The sequence below is a fragment of the Bacillus sp. MMSF_3353 genome (assembly GCF_030733445.1).
In the GTDB taxonomy this organism is placed as follows: Bacteria; Bacillota; Bacilli; order Bacillales; family Bacillaceae_G; genus Bacillus_A; species Bacillus_A wiedmannii.
This window is the reverse complement of sequence record NZ_JASHJA010000015.1, coordinates 38,632-56,022: the sequence shown is the minus strand read 5'-3', so window position 1 is coordinate 56,022 and position 17,391 is coordinate 38,632. Positions and strand designations below refer to the sequence as shown.

The window sequence follows — 17,391 nt, the reverse complement described above, 5'->3', positions numbered from 1 at the left end:
TTGAAAGCGTTTTAATATTGTTATTAAGAAAACAAGGAGGTGCCATATGGGAATTCAAAAGAATGTGGAAGCGGTATCATTTTCTGGAGGAAATGAAGTACAAAGAGAATCTTTCGCTTCTAAAATTATGAATGTAAAAATCGGTGTTATACCTTTACCGTTATATGTAGTATTGGCTGCTATTATTTATGGGGCATCTGTATATAATAAATTGCCAGCAGATATGATTGGTGGATTTGCAGTTATTATGATCATGGGTATTTTCTTAGGCGACATTGGAATGAGAATTCCAATTTTAAAAAATATCGGCGGCCCGGCAATACTTTCATTATTTATTCCATCATTACTTGTATTTTTTAACTGGATGAATCCAGCTTCAATGGAAGCTGCGACTATGTTAATGAAAAAATCGAACTTTTTATATTTATATATTTCTTGTTTAGTAGTCGGAAGTATTTTAGGAATGAATCGTAAAGTATTAGTACAAGGTTTCGTTCGTATGTTTATACCTTTAGTAGTAGGGACGTTAGCTTCTGTAGCGGTAGGATTATTGGTCGGTTCACTATTTGGATTTGAAATGAAGCAAACATTCTTCTTTATCATCGTACCAATTGTGAGTGGTGGTATTGGAGAAGGGATTTTACCATTGTCGCTAGCTTATAGCGATATTTTAAATGAATCATCAGCAACGTTTGTATCACAACTTATTCCAGCGGCTATTATTGGAAATATGTTCGCAATCGTGAGTGCAGGGTATATGAAGCGTTTAGGTGAGAAGAAACCGGAGCTTAGTGGTAACGGTGTATTAGTGAAAACAGACAATCAAGCAGAGTTATTAAAAGAACAAAATACAGAGAAGCCAATTGACTTCTCATTAATGGGAGCAGGTTTATTAATTGCGTGTACGTTCTTCATCTTCGGAGGATTTGCTTCTAAGTTCATCGGTATTCCTGGGGCAATCATTATGATTTTCTCAGCAGCACTTGTGAAATACTTTAAATTAATGCCAGCAAAAATGGAGCAAGGAGCATTCCATTTATATAAATTCATTTCGAAGAATTTAACTTGGCCGTTAATGGTTGGATTAGGATTGCTATATATTCCGTTAAAAGACGTAGCAGCAGTTCTTTCAGTAGGATATGTTGTTGTGTGCGCATCAGTTGTTCTTACAATGGTAGCATCAGGTTTTCTTGTAGGGAAAGTGATGAAAATGTATCCAGTTGAATCAGCAATTGTAACGGGATGTCATAGTGGTTTAGGTGGAACTGGAGATGTTGCTATTTTATCAGCTTCAAATCGTATGGAATTAATGCCGTTTGCGCAAATTTCAACACGTTTAGGCGGGGCAGCAATGGTTGTAACAGCGACAATTTTATTGAAAATGTTTTCATGATCAAACAAGCTAGCTATATTCATATAGCTAGCTTGTCAATTTAAGGGGAGATTATAAGTATGTTAGATAATCAAATTAATGAAAGATCATTGTTACTGCATAAAGAATTAGTAGGGAAAATTGAAATTACAAGTAAAGTAGAAGTAAATTCAGCGGATGATTTAAGCCTGACATATACACCAGGTGTAGCGGAGTCTTGCAAAGCAATTGCGGCGGATGAAGAAACAGTGTATGACTATACGGCACGCGGTAATATGGTGGCAGTTATCTCAGATGGAACAGCGGTACTTGGTTTAGGGAATATTGGACCGAAAGCAGCTATGCCTGTTATGGAAGGGAAGAGTATTTTATTTAAGAAATTTGCGAATGTAGATGCTTTCCCGTTATGTTTAGGTACGACTGATGTGAATGAAATCGTTACTCTTGTGAAAAATTTAGAGCCTACGTTTGCAGGAATTAACTTAGAAGATATTGCGGCACCACGTTGTTTTGAAATTGAAAAGCGATTAAAAGCAGAAACAAATATTCCTGTATTCCATGATGATCAACATGGGACCGCTATTGTCGTCTTAGCAGCTGTTATTAATGCATTAAAAGTTGTTAGCAAACAAATGGATAATGTGAAAATTGTTATTAACGGTGCAGGTTCGGCAGGAATTGCAATTGGAAAATTATTATTAAAAGCTGGTGCAAAGCGCATTACGTTAGTTAGCTTAGAAGGTATTGTTTGTGAAGGTGAATCATGGATGAACGAAGCACAAATTGAAGTTTCCAAAAAGACAAATCGAGAATATGTGCGTGGAGCGTTAAAAGAAGCGATTCATCAAGCTGATATTTTTATTGGCGTATCTGCTCCTAACGTATTAACGAAAGAACTTGTACAAACGATGAATGAGAAAGCAATTGTGTTTGCTATGGCGAATCCAATTCCAGAAATCTTCCCAGAGGATGCATTAGAGGCTGGGGCAGCTGTAGTAGGAACCGGGCGCTCGGATTATGCGAATCAAGTAAATAATGTATTGGCGTTCCCAGGGATATTCCGTGGTGCGTTAGATGTGCGCGCGACTGATATTACAGAAGAGATGAAATTAGCGGCAGCATATGGGATCGCTAACATCATTACGGACGAAGAACGTAATGCGAATTATGTAATCCCGAATCCGTTAGATAAAAGAGTTGTTCCAAGTGTTGCGGAAGCTGTAGCGAAAGCGGCCATTGATTCAGGTGTGGCGCAAATTATGAAAATACCAAGTTATTAATAGCTAAAAGCAGTGCCTAAAAAGGCACTGCTTTTTTGAGATAAGAAATCAAAATAATGAAGAAGTGTAAAATTATTTATTTGTGTGTCTTCACTATTTATTTAATTCCATTGCAACTTGTTTACCATTTACTAAAACCTCAGTTACTGCTACGATTACTTCTATCATTTTTTTCATCTCTCATCTCTCCTCGTGTCATTTCTTATTTTAAGTATAAGAGAAGAGAGATACTTCAACTATCGAAGTACATGACGTAGAAATTACATTGTTGTAAGAAAGTGTTTTAGTTTTGTCACTTTACTCAGCGGTAATTAAAAACTGATCATAATATTTTTCATTCACATATATATTTAATATCCATAATCCAGATGAAGGTAGTGACATAGTGAGAGGGAGTTCGTTTGTAGTAGAATCAATTGTATTTGAAGTAGTCCAAGTTGGTTTGGAAGTTTCTTGTTGAAAGAGTACGGGTGTTGGAGTTATTGATCCTTGTTTTAGTGCAATAATAGATAGTTTTCCAGTTGGCATTTCAGGATCTAAAAAGTACCACATTATTTCATTTTTTTCATTTGCGATAATAGGACTATCAGCCATTGCGATTTTTTCTTCGATGCCTTTTAAAGGTATTTTTTCTTGTATGAAGGAGGGTGTTTCTTCCCAATTTACATCTTTTAAAACGCTAAGATGAAAGAAGGAAGGTGCATTAACTTGAGTGGATGACGTTGCGATGGCTTCTTTTTTAGGTGTTTCTGAATCAGGTTGCGTTTGTGTGCATCCAGCGATGAGAAAAGAGAAAAGTAGCATAGTTCCGATTTTTTTCATGGTGTCACACTCCTAAATTTTATTGTTAGTGTAATTGTATTTGCTAGAAAGCGGGACAATTCCTTTAAAGTATAAAAAGAGGTCGTAAGTTTTGTACGACCTCTTTTGACATTTTCTATATTTGTTCAGTTGAAAAGGTAGGTTCATTCTCTTTTTGTGGCATCGTTAAGAAAATAACAGAAAGAACGATACATACGCCGCCTAATAATTGATATGCTCCAAAGGATTCATTTAGCCAAGCGATTGAAACGATGGCAGCTACAAGTGGTTCAATGCTAGATAAAATGCTCGTTTCTGTTGCTGCTAAATATTTCAGACTACCGATATAAAGGAGGAAAGAAAGAGTGCCACTTATGATGATAAGAATAAGCATAGAAAAAGTTCTTGATGTAAAAGTTTGTGAAAGCTGATTCCATTCAAACGAGCGATTACAAATAAGCAGGGCAATACCGCCAATTAACATTCCCCAGCCAATTACTACAGTTGTTCCGCATTCTTTAATAAGAGAGGCTGGATGAAGGGTATAAAATGCAAATCCAATTGCAGTTAATAGACCAAAAATAATGGCTTCTTTTGATAAAACAATATTTTCAATTGAACCATTTGTAATAATAAAGTATGTCCCCGTTAGTGCTGTTATAATTGCGAGCAGTTGCATAGACGCTGGGAATTTTTTTTGTCCAAATGCGACATAAATGGTAATAAGAACAGGGCCAAGAAATTGAAATAATGTCGCTGTAACGGCGTTACTAATATGAACTGTTTCAATAAAGGCGTATTGCGCACCGAGCATGCCGAGAATAGAGAAAATAATAAGTTGTATAGAATATCTAGGGTGTTTCCAAATTTGAAATATGTTTTGTTTCTTTATAAGTAAGAAAGACAAAATAAATATTCCTGCAAGCAACAAGCGAATTGTTAAAAAATCAATTGAGGATACATTAGTGTGCTGAAATAGCCACTGAATCATTGGACCAGATAATCCCCATAATGTAGCCCCTATAATAATCATAATGAGTCCGATACGTCTACCATTGTTCATTATCATGTTTCTCCTCTCCGGTATTTGATTTTTTATGTGTGACATGATAAAAGGAATTATATATAACTTCTGGTACTGTAAAAAGTATCAGATTTTAGTTTTATTAAGGGGTCAGATATTATGTTAGAATTAACGCCTAATTTAAATGTGAATAGTAAAAGAGCATTGTACGTGCAATTGTATGAGTATATAAAAAAAGAGATTAAAGATGGAACGATTCCGGCTTTAACAAAATTACCTGCAAAAAGAAAGCTGGCAAGCTATTTACAAGTGAGTAAGAATACAGTAGAAGCGGCTTACGAGCAATTACTTGCAGAAGGTTATATTGAGTCAGCATCGAGAAAAGGTTATTTTGTATGTAAAGTTGAACAAATGATTTATGTAGAAGGAAGTGAAGAGAAAGTAGAAGAAGTACCGTTTCGGGAGGAGAACTATACATTTGATTTCACCCAAACAGGGGTTGATACGAATACGTTTCCGTTCACTACGTACCGCAAGCTTATAAATGATGTATGGCAACCACATAATAATGAATTGCTTTTTCTTGGACATCCTCAAGGGGAATTGAGCCTGAGGGAGGAAATTGCCAACTATTTGTATGAATCTAGAGGTGTGCGTTGTTCAGCTAGCCAAATTGTATTAGGGGCGGGAACACAAATATTAGTGAAGTTACTTTTTCAATTGTTGAAGGGAAGTAATTATGCTGTTGAAAATCCAGGTTATCATAGGAAAATGGTCGTTTTTGAACAGGGAGAGAAGAAGGTTCAAATGTTGTCTTTAGATAGAGACGGAATTTGTATGGCAGATTTAGAAAATAGCGATGCGAATGTTGTATTTGTAACTCCATCTCATCAATTCCCATATGGAATGATTATGCCTATTACGAGAAGGACGCAGCTTTTACAATGGGCGAAGAAAGAGGAAGACAGGTATATTATTGAAGATGATTACGATAGTGACTTTCGTTATTCAGGAAAGCCAATTCCGGCACTACAAGGTTTAGATACAGATGGGAAAGTTATTTATATGGGGACGCTCTCAAAAGCTTTGTTGCCCTCATTACGGATGAGCTATATAGTATTACCGAAGAATGTAATTGAAAAATATCAAAAGGAATATTTGTTTTATACACAAAGTGTTTCAAGAATGGACCAAGAAGTGATTAGAAAGTTTTTAAATGAAGGCTATTGGGAAAAACATATTCATAAAATGCGCGTCGTCTACCGAAAAAAGAGGGATCGACTTGTTTTTGAAATAGAGAAGTATTTCTCTAATCGTGTTGAAGTGATAGGAGAAGATTCTGGATTACACATTTTATTAAAAATGCATAATGGAATGCGAGAAGAAGAACTAATTAAAGAAGCTGCAAAATATAGTATTAAAATATATCCTGTTTCTACGTACTATAAAGACGGTACTGCGCCTGAAAATGTAGTTTTACTTGGGTTTGCGATTTTATCAGAAGACGAAATTGCGAAAGCGGTTCAATTATTACATAAGGCATGGTATACAAGAAAGTAAAAAACATCCTCCAGGCATGAGGATGTTTTTTATTATTTATTTTCATCTAAGAATAAGACCATATGCTCTTCGTCCCAATACTGTCCGTTATATTTCAGTGAACGTTCTTGTACACCGAATGTTTTAAAACCTAATGATTCATAAAGTTTCTTCGCACCATCGTTGCCAACAACAACATCAAGCATAACTTGTTCTACTTCTAAAGATTTAGCAAGTTCAAGACATTCTTTAATAAGTGCTTTTCCTGCTCCAAGTCCGCGTGCTTTTGGAGACACATATACAGAACCAATTTTAGCTTTATGTTCTTGTTTTACATATGGTTTCGTTTCCAGCGTTGCAACTCCGATTAATTGTCCATCTTTAAATGCACCTAGCGTATAGTTTTCATCTTGTGCTAATTTTTGTGCTTTATATTCAATCGCACACTCTTTATTAATAATATCTTCATAAGAAGAGCTGAAAGCTTCAGGGTTTTGCTTTAATCCTTCTACACGAAGTTCTAAGTAAATTTCTGCTTCATCTTTTGTTAATACATGGATATCCAATTATATCACCCTCCAAATCTTTGCAAATGTACCTTTACCCCGCTATTTGCGGGCAGTAAGAATCCAACTTTAAAATCCGGCGAATGCGCGGAATTTAGGTGAGAGATAATTGCCCGTAAATGCCCGATTGGTTAAAGTTTTACTTTATTTTATATTGAAATAAGAATAATTTCAAAAGGTTAGCTTATATGAGCTGATTTTATGAACAAAATAACACCAGTAGTGTTTACTACTACTGGTGTTTTCACACGCATCTTATTCAAAAGGTAGCTCGATTCTAAAGTTTGTTCCTACTCCTAATTGGCTTGTTACTAGAATAGAACCGTTATGCAATTCTACAATTTCTTTTGCAACAGCTAGCCCGATACCTTTTCCTCCAGTAGCTCTCGTTCTCGATTTATCAACACGATAAAAACGATCAAAAATATGCGGGATATCTTCTTCAGGAATACCTTCTCCTTCATCGGCTACACTTATTGTAAAAGAATCTGTTTCTGTGAGTACGCGTATCGTAATAGTAGTGTTTTCTGGCGAATGTTGATAAGCGTTGTGTAATAAATTTAACATAACTTGTTCCATACGTCTTTCGTCTATGCAAACTTCTAAATCATCTTTGCAATATACATGGAGTTGCATTTGTTTATTTGTTAATGTTGTTTTTGTTTTTTCAACCATTCGTTCTAAAAATGGTTGAAGAATCACTTTTTGTTTTTTTATAACAAACTGGTGTTGTTCTAATTGCACCAGCATAAATAAATCTTGGACGAGATCGGTTACACTATCTGTTTCATCCTCAATGATTTGTAAGTATTCTTCACGCTCTTCTTTCGTTAAAGAGTCTCTCTTTGCTACCTTCGCATAACCTTTCATATAGGTCAATGGAGTTAATAATTCATGGGCGACACTAGCGAGAAACTCATTGCGTTCTTTTTTCATATAAGTCAGTTCACTGGATAAATCTTCAATCGTCTTTGCTAAGCTTCCAAGTTCATCATTCCGTTTAATACCTAATTGAATTGGTTTATTTAATTTTGACATTTTTTCTGTTGCCCGCTTCATTTTTATAAGCGGTTCTGTAATAACACGAGAAAAAACAAAGACAGAAATAGTCGTTAAAATAACTGTCAAAACACTAATGATAAGAAATTGCTTCATGAGTTTAAGTAACATATTTTCTAAGAAAGATGTTTTTAATAACATATATAACTTTCCTTGAAACTCTGCTGTGTTAAGTGGGCTTACCGTTGTGATGAATTTTGATTTTTTCCAGTTCTTTTCGACAACCAATCCGTTTGCTGGAATAGGTTCTGTTTTACAAGTAAGCTGTTTTTGCATTACCTTTGTTACAGGTTCTGAAGTGGAAATAATTTTGCCATTATTGTCAGTTATAATGATAGCTATATCAGAGTTAGCAATTGCTTCTGATTCGACTAAGTGTTCAGCTTCAGTGTTGATATCAAACTCGGGGTATACAGCACGTTTAGGCCGTTTACTGTGTTCAGCGCTTTCTGTGAGTCTCTTTTCTTTAGAATATGCATTCCACTTGGCGCGGTTTTTAATCATGTTACTATAGCGATTACCCTTTTCTAAAAGAGCAATTGTTTCCTCCTCAATGCGCATGTTTGAAATGCTTTTGTAAAAAGATACGAAAGCAATTGTTTCAATACATAAAGCTAGTATTAAAAAGTATGTCCCAATTTTAAGTGAAAGTTTACTCATTTTCTCACCATACCTTATTTCATATAAAGGGTCAGTGGTATACTATTGTCCACTGACCGAAGTAATTATTCACTTTTCCATTTATATCCGACTTTATAGACAGTTTCTAAGTAATTTTCAACTGGAAATCCTTTTTTGCGTAATTTATCGCGGATATTGCGAATATGTGAATCGATTGTTCTATATTCAATGTCTGTTTCATAACCCCAAATTTTTTCGATTAAATCATCTCGGCTATAAGCACGGTTTGTATTTTGTAAAAATAGTCCAAGTAACGAAAATTCGATAGGAGTCAGTGAGATTTTTTCATCATATACTGTGACAGTATGTTTCGTTTTATCCCACTCAATACCATTGAAGCTAACGAAGCCGTCTTTCTTTGTACGGCGTAATATAGCCTCGATTCTTGCGACTAATACATGCTCATCAAATGGTTTTGTAATATAGTCGTCCGCGCCCATAGTGAGACCTTTCACCATATCGTAGTTTTGATTACGAGCTGTTAGCATGATGATCGGAACGTTGGAAATTTGACGGATTTGATAGCAAGTATCCCATCCATCCATATTCGGCATCATAACATCTAACAAAATAATATCGAAGTCTTTTTGTTCTATTAACTTTAGTGCTTCAAGGCCAGAGGTAGCTTTCATACAAAAATAGCCACGAGGACTTAAGAACAGATCTAATAATCGTAACATGCGTTCTTCATCGTCTACTAATAAAATTTTAACCATAATATTGTGCACCCCAAACTGTTCATTCTACTTGTATAGTTTACATGAAAATAATAAAAAACTCTTTTTATGTGATTAGGTCGAAGAGTTATTTTTCGCTCAGAGTAATTGACATAAAAAATGCACTAGTTTTGCACAACTATTTTTTATAATAGAAAACGTAGCGACACAAAATACCCTATGTTGCGACATAACGTCATGTCATTTTATTTATAAAATGACAATTCCATTCTATTGTGTATGTGAGATAGAGAGGGTTTTCGTATTCACCTCGCATCGGATAAGAAAAATTTCCTATCTCACACTTTTTTTAAAAGGAGATCATACACATGAATCCAAAAGAAGAAATTTCAAAAAAAGAAAAGCAAGATCGTAATACGGTTGTCATGTGCATTGCCGTATCTATGGTTATTATTATAAGTTGTGTAAATAAAATTTTGGGGATTTTATAATATAGAAAAAGCTTATTGCTTCTTAAGAAGCAATAAGCTTTTTTTCGTTATTAGGGGAATAGTTTTATATAATAAACCAAGGTAAAATTGCTAACCCAGAAGTTACAATTGCTGTAGTAAATATTAAAAGCATAGCTCGTTTGTTTTGTTTCATGTCACATTCTCCTTTATATATCAATTGAATGCTATACGTTCATTTCATGATTGGTACCTCACTAATGAAAGTGTCACTTTACCCCGCATTAATGGGCAGTAAGAATTCCATCTAAAGATTTAGTGGATGCGAAGAAGTTAGATGGAAGATCAACTGCCCATAAAAGCCCGATTGGTGAGGGCTAATACTCAGTGGAGGTAAAGCTTTCCACTGAGTAAAGTTTCACTTTATACTTTTAGTATAATGAATGGAAAGGTTTGGTACGATCGATAAAGGTGACATGAAGATTACATTGTTGTAATGAAAAAAGCACCTTCCTTAATAAGAAGATGCTTTTAAAAAACTATATTGAAGTATTAATCATTTAAGAACAGAACCATATGTTCCTCGTCCCAATATTGCCCGTTATGTTTTAATGAACGCTCTTGTACGCCGTAAGTTTGGAAGCCTAATGACTCATATAATTTTTTTGCGGCATCGTTACCAACTACAACATCGAGCATAAGTTGTTCTACATGTAATTTATCGGCATTTTCGATAATTGCTTTAATTAGAGCTCTTCCTGCTCCAAGGCCACGCGCTTTTGGGGAAACAAAAACGGAACCGATTTTTGCTTTATGTTCTTGTTTAATGAAAGGCTTTGTTTCTAAAGTAGAAATGCCGATTAAATCGTTATCTTTGAAGACCCCTAGAGTATACTTATCCGGATTGCTTAATCGTTTTGCCATAGCAGCTACAGGATCCTCATGTTTAAGAACATCTTCATAAGAAGAGCTAAAAGCTTCCGGGTTCTTCGTTAAACCTTCCATACAAACTTTTAAATATATTTCTGCGTCCTCTGTCGTTAATAAGCGAATTTCCATAGTTATAACCTCCTTGGTCGAAATAAATCCATTACTTCAATAAGATTGTGTATGCGTTTTGTTAACAGTCTCTTTTAATTTGTAAAAGAATGAAAAGATATATGCTACAATGTTTTGTTTTTAATATGTAATTAAATTATATATTAACTTCATTAACTATTCAAGTCTTTAATATATTACATTTTTATAACTAAAATAACTCCTCAACTGAGGAGTTATTTTAGTTATTCGATTGATAACCATCAATTCGATGTGGATGTGTGTAAATATTGCAAGATTCATTTCTAATAAATCCTACGACTGTAATGCCTAAATCGTGAGCAAGTTGTAATGCTAATTTTGTTGGAGCGGATTTAGATAGAACCATTTCACATCCGATTTTTGAAACTTTGAGTAAAATTTCGGATGAAATACGCCCGCTAAATGCGATGATTTTTCCTTTAACGGATATATCGTTGCGTAAACAATGACCATATATTTTATCTAATGCATTATGTCTTCCAATATCCATTCTTGATAGGAGGATATTGTTTCGATCACATAGCGCGGTATTGTGAACCCCACCGGTTTGGCGAAAGGTAGTGGAAGATTGTTGTAAAGTATTCATTAAGTGAAAGCATTCTTCAGGAGTAATTTTTACATGTATATCATGTAAATCTTTTGCTTTTGCTGCATCGTTAACGAAAATAAAACCTTGTCTACCTTTTCCGCAGCAAGAAGTGATGTATCGTTTATTATATAAAGTTTGATAGAGTGGATTTACTTTTGATGATGTTACATGGACAATTCCGTTATCTTTTTGCACCCATAGTTCTTCAACATCTTTATAGGAAGCAATAATTCCTTCAGAAATTAAAAAACCAATTACCATATCTTCAATATAATTTGGTGTGCATACAACTGTTACATATTCTTCACCATTTAATTTAATAGTAATAGGAGATTCTGTAACAATCTCATCCAGTTGTTTTGAAAATGTACCAGATTGATAGCGTACAATTGTATAAGTCTCTTGCGTAGGCCTCATATTAAATTCCCCTTTTATATGTATTTCTCTCCCATATTTATCATAAAACAATGGGGAAATAAAAACACCTATTAGCAAGGAAATCACAGATTATTTTGGTTATTATTGTATATGTACGATATAATAGAACTGTAGAATAGTGATATTTTCAAGCTTTCGTAGTTATACCTTATAACATCTAGAATCGACTTCATAAGAAAAGTATTCGGACAGAGCGTTCAAAAATATGTACAGTAATGCGATTTTGAAAACGGATTCATAATTGTGTTGTACAGTTGGTTGTAAGGAGAGGGGAAACTATGGCAGAACAGACAGTCCATGTAACCGTGGATGGTAAAGACTTTTCCACATCGGGTGAAAAGACGATACTACAATTATTTAACGAGAGTAATTTGGAACATCCTCAAATTTGTCATGTACCAGAAGTAGATCCAATTCAAACTTGTGATACGTGTATTGTAGAAGTAAATGGGAAGTTATTACGTGCTTGTTCAACAAAATTAGAGAACGGTATGCATATTGAAAGACAGTCCCAGCGTGCAAAAGAGGCACAGACTGAGGCAATGGATCGAATATTAGAGAATCATTTATTGTATTGTACCGTTTGTGATAACAATAATGGTAACTGTAAAGTCCATAACACGGTACATATGATGGGAATTGAAGAACAGAAATATCCGTATGAGCCGAAAGTAAGTGCTTGTGAAGTGGATATGTCACATCCGTTTTATCGGTATGATCCAAATCAATGTATTGCTTGTGGACAGTGTGTAGAAGTATGTCAAAACTTACAGGTTAATGAAACTATATCGATAGACTGGAACTTAGATCGTCCACGTGTTATATGGGATCATGGTGTAAGCATAAATGACTCATCTTGTGTAAGTTGTGGGCAGTGTGTAACAGTATGTCCATGTAATGCGTTAATGGAAAAAACAATGCTAGGTGAAGCTGGGTTCATGACTGGATTAAAACCAGATGTGTTAGATCCAATGATTGATTTTGTAAAGGATGTAGAGCCTGGATATAGTAGTATTTTAGCGGTTTCAGAAGTAGAGGCTGCGATGCGTAAGACGAAAGTTAATAAAACAAAAACAGTTTGTACATTTTGTGGTGTCGGTTGTTCCTTTGAAGTATGGACAAAAGATCGCCATATATTAAAAGTGCAACCTGTTTCAGATGCACCTGTTAATGGTATTTCCACATGTGTAAAAGGTAAATTTGGATGGGACTTTGTAAATAGTGAAGATCGAATTACGAAGCCATTAATTCGCCAAGGAGATATGTTTGTTGAAGCTTCATGGGAAGAAGCATTAGAAGTTGTTGCTTCTAACATGCAGCATATTAAATCTCAATATGGCAGCGATGCATTTGGATTCATTTCTTCATCGAAAGTAACGAATGAAGAAAATTACCTTATGCAAAAACTAGCCCGACAAATATATGGAACGAATAATGTGGACAACTGTTCTCGTTATTGTCAATCTCCAGCGACAGACGGTTTATTTAAAACTGTCGGTATGGGCGGGGATGCTGGAACAGTGAAAGATATAGCTGAAGCAGGCCTTGTTATTATCGTTGGTGCGAATCCAACAGAAGGACATCCTGTACTTGCTACGAGAGTAAAACGTGCTCATAAATTACACGAGCAAAAACTGATTGTAGCAGACCTTCGTAAACATGAAATGGCAGAGCGTGCGGATCTATTTATTCATCCGCGCCAAGGAACGGATTACGTATGGCTTGCAGGTATTACGAAATATATCATTGATCAAGATTGGCACGATAAAAAGTTTTTAGCTGAAAATGTGAAGAACTTTGATGAATATAGCAAAATGTTAGAAAAGTATACGCTTGATTACACAGAAGAAATTACGGGGATTTCTAAAGCTCAGTTAAAAGAAATGGCCCGTATGGTATATGAAGCAGATGGTACTTGTATACTTTGGGGAATGGGTGTAACTCAAAATACAGGAGGAAGTACGACATCAGCAGCAATTTCAAATTTACTACTTGTTACGGGTAACTATCGTCGTCCTGGTGCAGGTGCATACCCATTAAGAGGGCATAATAACGTACAAGGTGCTTGTGATATGGCAACATTACCAAACTGGCTTCCTGGTTATCAAGCAGTATCAGATGATACGCTTCGTGCGAAATTTGAAAAAGCATACGGTACAACTATTCCGAAAGCACCAGGATTAAATAATATTGCAATGTTACTTGCAGCGGAAGAAGGAAAACTACGCGGTATGTATGTCATGGGTGAAGAAATGGCTTTAGTCGATTCAAATGCGAACCATGTGCAACATATTTTATCAAATTTAGACTTCCTCGTTGTTCAAGATATGTTCTTATCAAAAACAGCTCGTTTTGCTGATGTTATTTTACCGGCAGCACCAAGCTTAGAAAAAGAAGGAACGTTTACGAATACAGAGCGCCGTATTCAAAGATTATATGAAGTATTGAAACCGCTTGGTGATTCCAAACCAGACTGGTGGATTTTGCAAAAAGTTGCTCGTGCACTGGGCGGGGATTGGAATTACGAAAGTCCAAGTGAAATTATGGACGAAATCGCATCACTTGCACCGTTATACTCTCAAGCGACGTATGATCGTCTAGAAGGATGGAATAGTTTATGTTGGGGTAGTCATGATGGTAGCGATACACCGCTATTATATGTAGACGGATTTAACTTCCCAGATAAACTTGCTCGTTTATCATTAGATGAATGGGTACCACCGGTTGTAGCGCCAGATGAGTATGATTTACTTTTAAATAATGGTCGTATGCTAGAACATTTCCATGAAGGGAATATGACGAATAAGTCGGCTGGTATTTTATCTAAAGTATCTGAAGTATTCGTTGAAATTTCACCTGAACTCGCTATAGAGCGCAATGTAAAAGATGGTGGTCTTGTAGAATTAGCATCACCATTTGGGAAAATTAAAGTACAAGCGCTTATTACTGATCGTGTAACGGGGAAAGAGCTATATTTACCAATGCATGCAACAGTAAATGAAGAGGCAATCAATATTTTAACTGGGACGGCAACAGACCTTTATACGTGTACACCAGCATATAAACAAACGATGGTGAAAATGCGTGTGTTACGTGAAAAAGGAAATCGTCCGTTACCATCTTCAAACCCGCGAGATAAAAAGCGTAATCCGCAAAATGGTGTTGAAATCGAGCAAAAGTGGCAAAGAAAACAATACGTATCACTTGTGGACTAGGGGGCGGAGATAGTGGCGAAAGAAATTACGTTAATTAAAAAGAAAGTTGTAACAGAGGAAGAACAGAAACAGCAATTAGCAGATGAACTTCTACATGAGCTATCTAATAATCGTGAAGCAGTAGAAGAAACGATGCAGCTTTTAGCACAGTTGCAGAAGGCTGGGATATTAGATGCAGCGATTAGTTTACTTGCTGCGAAGGAAGATGTTTCAAAAATCGCTGTGGAGCAATTAAATCGTGAACCCGTTAAAAATGCACTCAACAATATGATGGGGGCGGGGGAAGCGCTATCTGCAGTTGACCCAGAAGTAACGAAGCAAATCACATCGAGTTTAGTTACTGGATTGCAATTTGCAACAGATGAATTAAATAGTGGTAAAAAAACAAAAGTGATGGATTTCTTTAAAGTGTTAAAAGATCCAGATATCAATAGAGCCATTACATTCGGTTTTAGCTTCTTGAAAGCATTTGGGCAAGGATTAGAGAAAAAATAGGGTAAATGAAAAAGTGATGGGACGTAGCCATCACTTTTTTCATTGTATGTATAAGAGTGTTCATGTTAAGCGGAATATATTATTATTAAAAAGATGGATTAGAAATGGAAATATGGAATCCATCTCAAATATCGTTTTAGAATATGGAGGAATATATGCAACACCGTAAAAGACTATCTATACCAGGAGTAATGAGACATTCCTTTCAAACTGTTAGATTTGCTTTTTGGAATGTGTTAACATTCCAACTTGCTTATAAATTGTTAGCAGCGATTGTGTTTATCCCACTTTTCGGTATTATTTTCAATAAGTTGTTGTACTTTGGTGGGTATGCAAACGCAACAAATGATGAGTTATTAGCATTTTTGAAAACACCATACGGGATTTTGGCGATTTTAATTTTATCTATATTGGCATTGTTTCTTATATTTACAGAGTTTGCAGTACTTATTATCATTTCGTACTTCGCTCATAAAAGGCAAAAGGTGAGACTACGTCCAATTTTGTATAAAACAGTAACGTATTTACCTTCCCTGTTTACATATTGCTTACCCGGATTTGTTTTGTATGCAGTTGTACTATTACCACTATTAAGTATGGGATATAAATCTGCATTGATTCCTGAAATTCAAATTCCTAATTTTATTACAGGTGAACTATTTAAGACAACAATGGGGCAAGTTGGATATTATACTTTCTTTGCTGTAGTTGCCTATTTAAATCTTCGTTGGATTTTTGTTTTACCTATTATCGTTTTAGAGAAGAAGCCGTTCCGTACGGCAGCACGAAAAAGTGCGAACTTAGTAAAAGAAAGCTTCTTTAAAGTATTGTTCTTTTTAGTAGGTTTTTTCATATCTGTAGGAATCGTCTTTCTTTTATGTGTAGGAATTTATTTACTTTGTCTGTGGGGAGTGTATGAATTTACGAACCCAGAAGGGACATTTGCACTACTAGCAGAGTCAACTATTTCAGTCTTCTTAACAAGTACATTGTACCTATTTAGCTTTATTATGACGCCGTTTTATATTATGGCGTTAACAAGATTGTATTTACAAAAGGTTGCGGTCGAAGATGTTTTATTAGAAGAAGGATTAGATTATTCGAAAACGAAAGCAGATAAATGTTTCTTCCAAAAACATCGTTGGAAATTTATTGGCGTATATATTGTAGGAATTATTACTGCTGGAATGGTTGTTGCCTTCATTGTTACCTTTATTACAAACACATATAAAGAACCAATTATTATGGCTCATCGTGGTTATATTTCAAAAGGTGTAGAGAATACGAAAGAAGCTGTGCAGGGGGCTATTGATGCGAAAGCAGACTATGCTGAAATTGATGTACTGCAAACGAAAGACGGTGAACTAGCAGTTATACATGATTTGAAGCTAAAACGTCTTGCTAATGCTAATGTTCATGTGTCAGATTTAACGATGGATGAGTTAAGGCAGCTTACTCTTAGTCAAGACGGATTGTCAGGACAAATCAGTACACTTGATGAGATCATTAAGCTGTCAAAGAACAAAATCAAACTTAATATTGAAGTGAAGCTTCATGGTGGCGAAAAAGATTTCGTAAACAAAGTATTAAAAGTGATTAAAGATAATGAATTTGAGAAACAATGTGTCATTCAAACGCTACACTATCCGCTTATTAAAGAGTTTAAACGTGCAAATCCAAATATAAAAGTAGGATATATACTGTATGCAAGTAGAGCCAACTTAAAGAATGTGAAGGCTGATTTTTATGTAGCAGAAGAATACATGTTAAATAAGAAATTAGTAAAAGAAGCAAGAAAGTTAAACAAGCCGATTTACGTATGGACGGTAAATGATATGGAAAGTTTAAAGGGATATTATAAATTAAACGTAGATGGTATCATTACCGATTATCCTGAAGATGCACGTGAAACAATTAAGATGTTAAAAGAGCAAGAAGCGGAAGAAAGTGATCTGTTTGATAAAATTAGTGAAACAACAGATGATTTATTTTCCAAGTTATTTATAAGTTATCCAGCTGCTGGCTAAATGCTTGCAGCTGTTTTTTTATGAAAAGAATATATCCCTAAAGTATTGTACAAATTATTAACTGTATATGTATACGGAATCACTCGGGTTTCTTACATT

Annotated in this window: 14 protein-coding genes; 7 read left to right on the top strand and 7 right to left on the bottom strand. The window is 35.2% G+C overall.

Annotated features, from left to right (window positions below; genetic code table 11):
* The first annotated feature begins 46 nt into the window (after nucleotides 1-46).
* The gene (locus tag RBB48_RS22570) at nucleotides 47-1,393 is read left to right on the top strand and encodes a 2-hydroxycarboxylate transporter family protein (RefSeq protein ID WP_000512729.1); all 1,347 of its coding nucleotides are present in this window, start codon (nucleotides 47-49) and stop codon (nucleotides 1,391-1,393) included.
* Between the two features lie 59 nt (nucleotides 1,394-1,452).
* Nucleotides 1,453-2,652: an NAD(P)-dependent malic enzyme gene (locus RBB48_RS22565; RefSeq protein ID WP_306008130.1), complete on the top strand. Its 1,200-nt coding sequence runs from the start codon at nucleotides 1,453-1,455 to the stop codon at nucleotides 2,650-2,652.
* 297 nt (nucleotides 2,653-2,949) lie between these two features.
* On the opposite strand, the gene RBB48_RS22560 is transcribed toward RBB48_RS22565, so the two are convergent.
* Nucleotides 2,950-3,474, bottom strand: coding sequence for a DUF4871 domain-containing protein (locus RBB48_RS22560; RefSeq protein ID WP_147787295.1), 525 nt, complete (start codon nucleotides 3,472-3,474; stop codon nucleotides 2,950-2,952).
* A 115-nt stretch (nucleotides 3,475-3,589) separates the two neighbouring features.
* A complete protein-coding gene (locus tag RBB48_RS22555; RefSeq protein ID WP_088121249.1) occupies nucleotides 3,590-4,516 on the bottom strand; it encodes a DMT family transporter in 927 nt (308 codons plus the stop codon).
* Nucleotides 4,517-4,636: 120 nt separating this feature from the next.
* Between RBB48_RS22555 and pdxR the strand changes: the two genes are divergently transcribed.
* On the top strand, nucleotides 4,637-6,037 hold the full coding sequence (gene pdxR / locus RBB48_RS22550; RefSeq protein WP_306008129.1) for a MocR-like pyridoxine biosynthesis transcription factor PdxR: 1,401 nt from the start codon (nucleotides 4,637-4,639) through the stop codon (nucleotides 6,035-6,037).
* Between the two features lie 32 nt (nucleotides 6,038-6,069).
* Here pdxR and RBB48_RS22545 read toward each other — a convergent pair whose 3' ends face one another.
* From RBB48_RS22545 to RBB48_RS22535, 3 genes are all read right to left on the bottom strand, one after another.
* The gene (locus RBB48_RS22545) at nucleotides 6,070-6,582 is read right to left on the bottom strand and encodes a GNAT family N-acetyltransferase (RefSeq protein ID WP_000351216.1); all 513 of its coding nucleotides are present in this window, start codon (nucleotides 6,580-6,582) and stop codon (nucleotides 6,070-6,072) included.
* Nucleotides 6,583-6,837: 255 nt separating this feature from the next.
* The gene (locus RBB48_RS22540) at nucleotides 6,838-8,301 is read right to left on the bottom strand and encodes a sensor histidine kinase (RefSeq protein ID WP_306008128.1); all 1,464 of its coding nucleotides are present in this window, start codon (nucleotides 8,299-8,301) and stop codon (nucleotides 6,838-6,840) included.
* Nucleotides 8,302-8,366: 65 nt separating this feature from the next.
* Nucleotides 8,367-9,038 carry a response regulator transcription factor gene (locus RBB48_RS22535; RefSeq protein ID WP_000238949.1) on the bottom strand — a complete coding sequence of 224 codons (672 nt, stop codon included), beginning with the start codon at nucleotides 9,036-9,038 and terminating at the stop codon, nucleotides 8,367-8,369.
* A gap of 329 nt (nucleotides 9,039-9,367) precedes the next feature.
* Here RBB48_RS22535 and RBB48_RS22530 point away from each other — a divergent pair, with 329 nt between their 5' ends.
* Nucleotides 9,368-9,490 carry a hypothetical protein gene (locus tag RBB48_RS22530; RefSeq protein ID WP_001068388.1) on the top strand — a complete coding sequence of 41 codons (123 nt, stop codon included), beginning with the start codon at nucleotides 9,368-9,370 and terminating at the stop codon, nucleotides 9,488-9,490.
* Nucleotides 9,491-10,000: 510 nt separating this feature from the next.
* Here the strand turns inward: RBB48_RS22530 and RBB48_RS22525 are convergent.
* Nucleotides 10,001-10,507, bottom strand: a complete 507-nt coding sequence (locus tag RBB48_RS22525) for a GNAT family N-acetyltransferase (RefSeq protein WP_000405878.1) — start codon at nucleotides 10,505-10,507, stop codon at nucleotides 10,001-10,003.
* A gap of 220 nt (nucleotides 10,508-10,727) precedes the next feature.
* Nucleotides 10,728-11,534 (bottom strand): formate dehydrogenase accessory sulfurtransferase FdhD, encoded by an 807-nt coding sequence (fdhD, locus tag RBB48_RS22520; RefSeq protein ID WP_088061793.1) that lies wholly within the window; start codon nucleotides 11,532-11,534, stop codon nucleotides 10,728-10,730.
* 299 nt (nucleotides 11,535-11,833) lie between these two features.
* On the opposite strand from fdhD, the gene fdhF reads away from it, so the two are divergent.
* From fdhF to RBB48_RS22505, 3 genes are all read left to right on the top strand, one after another.
* Nucleotides 11,834-14,770 carry a formate dehydrogenase subunit alpha gene (gene fdhF, locus RBB48_RS22515; RefSeq protein ID WP_088608955.1) on the top strand — a complete coding sequence of 979 codons (2,937 nt, stop codon included), beginning with the start codon at nucleotides 11,834-11,836 and terminating at the stop codon, nucleotides 14,768-14,770.
* Between the two features lie 12 nt (nucleotides 14,771-14,782).
* Nucleotides 14,783-15,265, top strand: coding sequence for a helical membrane plugin domain-containing protein (locus tag RBB48_RS22510; protein ID WP_048541641.1), 483 nt, complete (start codon nucleotides 14,783-14,785; stop codon nucleotides 15,263-15,265).
* 155 nt (nucleotides 15,266-15,420) lie between these two features.
* Nucleotides 15,421-17,292, top strand: coding sequence for a glycerophosphoryl diester phosphodiesterase membrane domain-containing protein (locus RBB48_RS22505; protein ID WP_088061797.1), 1,872 nt, complete (start codon nucleotides 15,421-15,423; stop codon nucleotides 17,290-17,292).
* Nucleotides 17,293-17,391 lie beyond the last annotated feature (99 nt).

Coding starts and splice junctions, on each gene's coding strand:
- RBB48_RS22570 (WP_000512729.1), top strand. CDS start 47: ATGGGAATTCAAAAGAATGTGGAAGCGGTATCATTTTCTGGAGGAAAT.
- RBB48_RS22565 (WP_306008130.1), top strand. CDS start 1,453: ATGTTAGATAATCAAATTAATGAAAGATCATTGTTACTGCATAAAGAA.
- RBB48_RS22560 (WP_147787295.1), bottom strand. CDS start 3,474: ATGAAAAAAATCGGAACTATGCTACTTTTCTCTTTTCTCATCGCTGGA.
- RBB48_RS22555 (WP_088121249.1), bottom strand. CDS start 4,516: ATGAACAATGGTAGACGTATCGGACTCATTATGATTATTATAGGGGCT.
- pdxR (WP_306008129.1), top strand. CDS start 4,637: ATGTTAGAATTAACGCCTAATTTAAATGTGAATAGTAAAAGAGCATTG.
- RBB48_RS22540 (WP_306008128.1), bottom strand. CDS start 8,301: ATGAGTAAACTTTCACTTAAAATTGGGACATACTTTTTAATACTAGCT.
- RBB48_RS22535 (WP_000238949.1), bottom strand. CDS start 9,038: ATGGTTAAAATTTTATTAGTAGACGATGAAGAACGCATGTTACGATTA.
- RBB48_RS22530 (WP_001068388.1), top strand. CDS start 9,368: ATGAATCCAAAAGAAGAAATTTCAAAAAAAGAAAAGCAAGATCGTAAT.
- RBB48_RS22525 (WP_000405878.1), bottom strand. CDS start 10,507: ATGGAAATTCGCTTATTAACGACAGAGGACGCAGAAATATATTTAAAA.
- fdhD (WP_088061793.1), bottom strand. CDS start 11,534: ATGAGGCCTACGCAAGAGACTTATACAATTGTACGCTATCAATCTGGT.
- fdhF (WP_088608955.1), top strand. CDS start 11,834: ATGGCAGAACAGACAGTCCATGTAACCGTGGATGGTAAAGACTTTTCC.
- RBB48_RS22505 (WP_088061797.1), top strand. CDS start 15,421: ATGCAACACCGTAAAAGACTATCTATACCAGGAGTAATGAGACATTCC.